The organism is Microcoleus sp. D3_18a_C4, from assembly GCF_036702415.1.
In the GTDB taxonomy this organism is placed as follows: Bacteria; Cyanobacteriota; Cyanobacteriia; order Cyanobacteriales; family Microcoleaceae; genus Microcoleus.
The window spans coordinates 1-1,666 of record NZ_JAUBTI010000227.1 but is presented as its reverse complement, the minus strand read 5'-3'; the positions used below and the strand labels follow the sequence as shown (position 1 = coordinate 1,666).

General features: G+C 46.7%; 1 protein-coding gene. It reads right to left on the bottom strand.

Annotated features, from left to right (window positions below; genetic code table 11):
* Nucleotides 1-18 precede the first annotated feature (18 nt).
* The gene (locus QUB16_RS33325) at nt 19-1,350 is read right to left on the bottom strand and encodes an IS110 family transposase (protein WP_333322674.1); all 1,332 of its coding nucleotides are present in this window, start codon (nt 1,348-1,350) and stop codon (nt 19-21) included.
* Nucleotides 1,351-1,666: the final 316 nt, after the last annotated feature.

Here is a 1,666-nt window from a genome sequence, read left to right as displayed (position 1 = left end):
AAAGTCCTCCTAAGAAACTCAATCTAACTGCGGAGTTTTAGCAACTAGCTCAAACCCAAAAGACTCCGCAGTTTTCGTAAGCTTAGAGACGATCCGTTGTCGGTATTTCTGTTCGTAATAGTCAGCACCTGCATCAGCATAAGCGGTTTTTGTACTCCAAAGGTGATAGAAGATGCGGGCTAGCTTGTGGGCAGCAGCGGTATTGGCCCCAGGGGCGCCCAATCGAGCGCGCAGCCGACGATAAAAAGCCCCCAAAGCTGATTGAGAGCGAGATAAAGATTGAGCAGCTAAACGGAAGGCATTGGCAGCCCGATTAACTACTTGACGGGTATGAGAACTTTTGACTTTACCGCCGGTAATCCTCGAACCTGGACACAACCCTAACCAGGAACAAAAGTGTTTAACGGTGGGAAAACGAGCAGCATCTAATCCGACTTCCGAGAGCAGGGTTTGTACTGTGAGGGCATCAAAACCAGGAATTTGGGTAAAATCTACTCCACTAATCCGATACAAATGGTTGCGTAAGTTAAAAGTGGGTTCATGACCTCTGGGCTTTCTGTTACCGCGTTTGGGAGGGTCTGGTGGGGGATTGTTTTCCAGAGGGCCAAAGCTAGCTAAATATCGATCAATCTCGACATCGCAGCTAGCAATTTGTCCTTGATAGATGTCGTAAAGTTGTAACTCTTGTTTTAACACAAATATATGCTCAGCTCGATAGTCTCCTGTCAAGGCTTTGGCAATATCTGCGGTACTACTTTTAATCCGAGAATTTTTCAATTCGGCTAAGACTTGAGGATTCCTTTCTCCAGCTACAATGGCGCGGATAATTGCCATCCCTGTGACTCCTGTGATGTCACTGATGACTTTATGCAGTTGCAGATTCATTTGAATTAATGCCTTCTGCATCCGCAGTATGTGGGCGCTACTACTTTTGATTAAGTTATCGCGGTGGCGAATGTAACTGCGAAGAACGCAAATTTGATCGTCAGGGCGAAAGGAACCGGACAATAAACCGTAGGTATGTAGCTGTTGCAACCATTGACAATCTAGAACATCGCTTTTTCTGCCCGGTACGGTTTTGACGTGATGGGCATTTACCAGTTTGACTTCGATACCTCTTTCTTCGAGAATTTGAAAGGCACTTATCCAATAGACTCCTGTCGATTCCATCGCTATGGTCTCTACTCGACATTCCAACAACCAAGACGCCATCTCAATTAAGTCAGGCGTAAAACAGCCAAATTTACGCACATTCTGTGGCGTTCTATCCGGTGGGACACACACCCAATGTTCTTCTGACCCGATATCTATGCCTGCGGCATTTGGGTTAATCTGTGTGAAATTGGACATTTCACCCCCAACAGGTTTGTTGGTCTGGCGTCTGCTCATTAGATGACTCCCCTTCGCGCTCAAACTTTTAGGTGTCCCGATCGGTGGGCCGAAGAGATGTTATATTCTCCTAAACGGGATAGGGAATTACCCCTTCACCAATGTCATAACCATCATGCCCACGACCACGCTCTAAATCAGGCTCACAATCGCACCATTGACTTGTCGGTCTTACTCTCAGGACACAGGGATAATATATCCGATCGCTGGCCACTTTTGGGCTAGCTTTACTGTTTCTTTTATTCATAACCGGCGTGCGACGCCGGTGGAACGCTCT